Genomic DNA, 2,574 nt, shown 5'->3' with positions numbered 1-2,574 from the left:
CGCAGCACTTCGGCCTGTTCGGGCGTGACGCCAGACCAGGCGGCGAGCGCGGTCCCATTGAGAGGGATTTCCTGCCCGCTCTTGAATGCGACATAGGCCGGCTCGATTTGGTTCCAGCGGGCCGTCATGAAACGCAGCTTCTCGCCGTCCTGGTCCTCGCCCATTAGCGACGGGTCGGGAAGCAGATGGCGGATGCGTTCGGTGGTGCGCGTGTTCAGCGGCGAATGTGAGGGCGAATAGGTCACCCAGTCCTCGGGCTGAAGCTCAAGGATGCGCCGGCCGCTGACGTCGAGCCTGTAGCCTTTATGGTCGCACTTCTCCTTCACCGGATCGCCCTTGACCGGCAGCTTCTCGTAGCTCGTCTTGAACCCGATCACGCGGATAAGGGGCTGCGCTTCGCTCATTTGTTCGACTCCTGAAAACGTTGTGTGCGCCAGCGGCGCCCTACTGGTTGATCACTGCGACGATGCCGGGAAACTCGGCCAGCAGCGCCGCCCACTCGGCTTCAGACAGCTTTTCGGCACTGGCGAGGTTGATCGCGTTGCGGTGCTCGCCGCCGTTCCAAAGCTTGCGGAATTTCGGGAAGATGCCGGCCTCGGTATCGACTCCGACGGGCTCGGCAGCTTCGTTCTTGTCGGACTTGTCGGCCATCTCTGGCACTCCTTCGTGAGAGGAAAGGCAGGCGGGCCGTTGCAGCCCGCCCGAGGCGCGGTCAGTACGGGAACGCGCACATGATGATCTTGGCCGAGGCGTCGATCGCGTAGGCGCAAACCGTGTCAGTCACGGCGGCGGCCACCTTCAGGGTGCCGTCGGTGGTGGCCGAGAGGATCAGCGCGTTGCCATCGCCGCCCGAGACGAGCGCCGTGGTGACGGTTGCCGGGCCTTTGACCTGGATCCAACCGTACTCGCCGTTGCCGGGAGCACCGGCCAGAACGCCGGCACCGTTGGCGGCGGTGTCAGACACGTCAGACGTGACTTCGTTGTACTGGCCAGCCGAGACACCGCCGGCAGCGTAGAAGCCGACGACGTTGCCGACGACGGCGGCAATCGCACCGGCGCCCTGGTTGTACTTCACGAAGCGGTAGACCTTGCCGTCATACGCTTCGTAGGTGTCGCCGATCTTCGGAGCCTTGCCGGATTCCGTCCCGGTGAGTTGCGCGGCGGTGAACGTCTTGGTGACGTCGATACCAACAAAAGAGGTCATCGTTCTTGCTCCTTATGCCGCGTCGAAGAGCACGCCCTGAAGCGAGCGGTTCGTGCAGACGACGTTGCCCATCCAGTAGAACGGGATGACAACCGCATCCTGGTTGAGGGGCTTCTTCTCGTCGTCCTGCGTCCACTGCGCCTCCTTGTGCTGGTCGACGTAGAGATAGTCGGAGTTGAGGAAGTAGCCCTTCTCGGCCGTGGTCGTGAAATTCGTGTTGTCGTCGAAAATCACGTCGGCGGTCTTGTACTTCAGGCCGATGAAACCGGACTGAGCCATGTCGGCGTCCATGTACCGCTGAAGCTGCTGCTCGCCGGTCTCGTACAGCGAGTAGAAGTCGTGGCTGAACGTGATCAGGTCGGGCTTGTCGGCGCCACGGTTCAGGGTGAGCCAGATGGCATTCATGTCCGCCTTGAAGGTAGCAGCGTTGGCCGCGTTCGGGGTCGCGGCAAGGTTGGTGCCGGTGGCCTCGCGGAACTTGTTGCGCCAGAACGTCCACGTTGCGGCGTCGATGCCGCCGACGATGCCCTGGCCGTTGGTCTGGAGGATGTTGGCCAAGCCGCCGATCTGGTTCGCCAGCGAACCGTCGGAGTAGAGGTCGACGGAGAAGTTGTTGGCAGCCGTCTTGAGCGCGTTGTTCTTCTTGGTCTTCACCAGGTTGATCATCGCGAACTTGCCGGAGTTCTGGCGAAGCTCCTTGCCGCTCGACACGACATGCAGCGCGACCTGCGCCCAATCGTACTTGGCCGAGGTGACGACATCCGAGCCGTTGGTGTTCAGCGTGTCGAGGCCGGCGTAACGCTGATACGTGCTGTTTTCCGCGTATTCGAGCTGCACCTGGATTTCGGTGCCGCCGTCAAGGTTGCGGATCTTGTTCTTCTTCTTCAGCCGGTTGAGGAAGGCGTTGTTCTTCGAAACGTTGTCCGCCACTTCCGTCGCGCTGTTGCGAAGGGTGGTGGACACCATTTCAGTAAAGGTAGTCGACGGACCAGCCATCGGGGTCAGCCTTTCTGATTGCGGTCGTAGACAGCGGCCAGTTCTTCATCTTCGGAGAGAACCCGAGCCTTGCCCGACGCTGTTGAGGGGATGTTGACGGAGTTGGCGCGCTTGGCCGCGTCGACCTTTCCGGTGTCCTTGGGAGCGGCCGGTTTCGCGGCGGCTGCCTTGGCCCGCAGATCGGGATCGGCGTTGACTGCCATGTCATAGGCCAGGTTGAACACGGCCTCTTTCGAGGCGGTGGCTCCAAGCCGGTCCCATGCATCGTTGATGAAGGTGACCATCCGCTTCTCAGGGATTTCGGAGTAAAGCGGCTTGTCGGCTGACAAGCGGCCCAACTCTTCATTGGCGGCGGTGGTGGCGTCGCGCTCCTG

4 protein-coding genes and 1 pseudogene are annotated in these 2,574 nt (G+C 62.2%); all 5 read right to left on the bottom strand.

All coding sequences use genetic code 11. The annotated features are described in order from the left end of the window. Nucleotides 1-404 (bottom strand): annotated as a pseudogene (locus EN738_RS33360) (hypothetical protein); the annotation flags it as partial. Between the two features lie 40 nt (nucleotides 405-444). Then, nucleotides 445-651, bottom strand: coding sequence for a hypothetical protein (locus EN738_RS33355; protein ID WP_127287262.1), 207 nt, complete (start codon nucleotides 649-651; stop codon nucleotides 445-447). 61 nt (nucleotides 652-712) lie between these two features. Next, nucleotides 713-1,204 carry a hypothetical protein gene (locus tag EN738_RS33350; protein WP_127287261.1) on the bottom strand — a complete coding sequence of 164 codons (492 nt, stop codon included), beginning with the start codon at nucleotides 1,202-1,204 and terminating at the stop codon, nucleotides 713-715. Between the two features lie 12 nt (nucleotides 1,205-1,216). Next, nucleotides 1,217-2,200: a phage major capsid protein gene (locus tag EN738_RS33345; protein ID WP_127287260.1), complete on the bottom strand. Its 984-nt coding sequence runs from the start codon at nucleotides 2,198-2,200 to the stop codon at nucleotides 1,217-1,219. A gap of 5 nt (nucleotides 2,201-2,205) precedes the next feature. Then, a partial coding sequence (locus tag EN738_RS33340) for a hypothetical protein (RefSeq protein ID WP_210214104.1) occupies nucleotides 2,206-2,574 on the bottom strand: 369 nt, incomplete at its 5' end.

It is taken from the genome of Mesorhizobium sp. M4B.F.Ca.ET.017.02.2.1 (assembly GCF_003998955.1).
Lineage (GTDB): Bacteria > Pseudomonadota > Alphaproteobacteria > Rhizobiales > Rhizobiaceae > Mesorhizobium > Mesorhizobium abyssinicae.
The sequence above is the reverse complement of the archived record's forward strand: the minus strand, read 5'-3'. Positions and strand labels throughout refer to the sequence as shown.

Coding starts and splice junctions, on each gene's coding strand:
- EN738_RS33355 (WP_127287262.1), bottom strand. CDS start 651: ATGGCCGACAAGTCCGACAAGAACGAAGCTGCCGAGCCCGTCGGAGTC.
- EN738_RS33350 (WP_127287261.1), bottom strand. CDS start 1,204: ATGACCTCTTTTGTTGGTATCGACGTCACCAAGACGTTCACCGCCGCG.
- EN738_RS33345 (WP_127287260.1), bottom strand. CDS start 2,200: ATGGCTGGTCCGTCGACTACCTTTACTGAAATGGTGTCCACCACCCTT.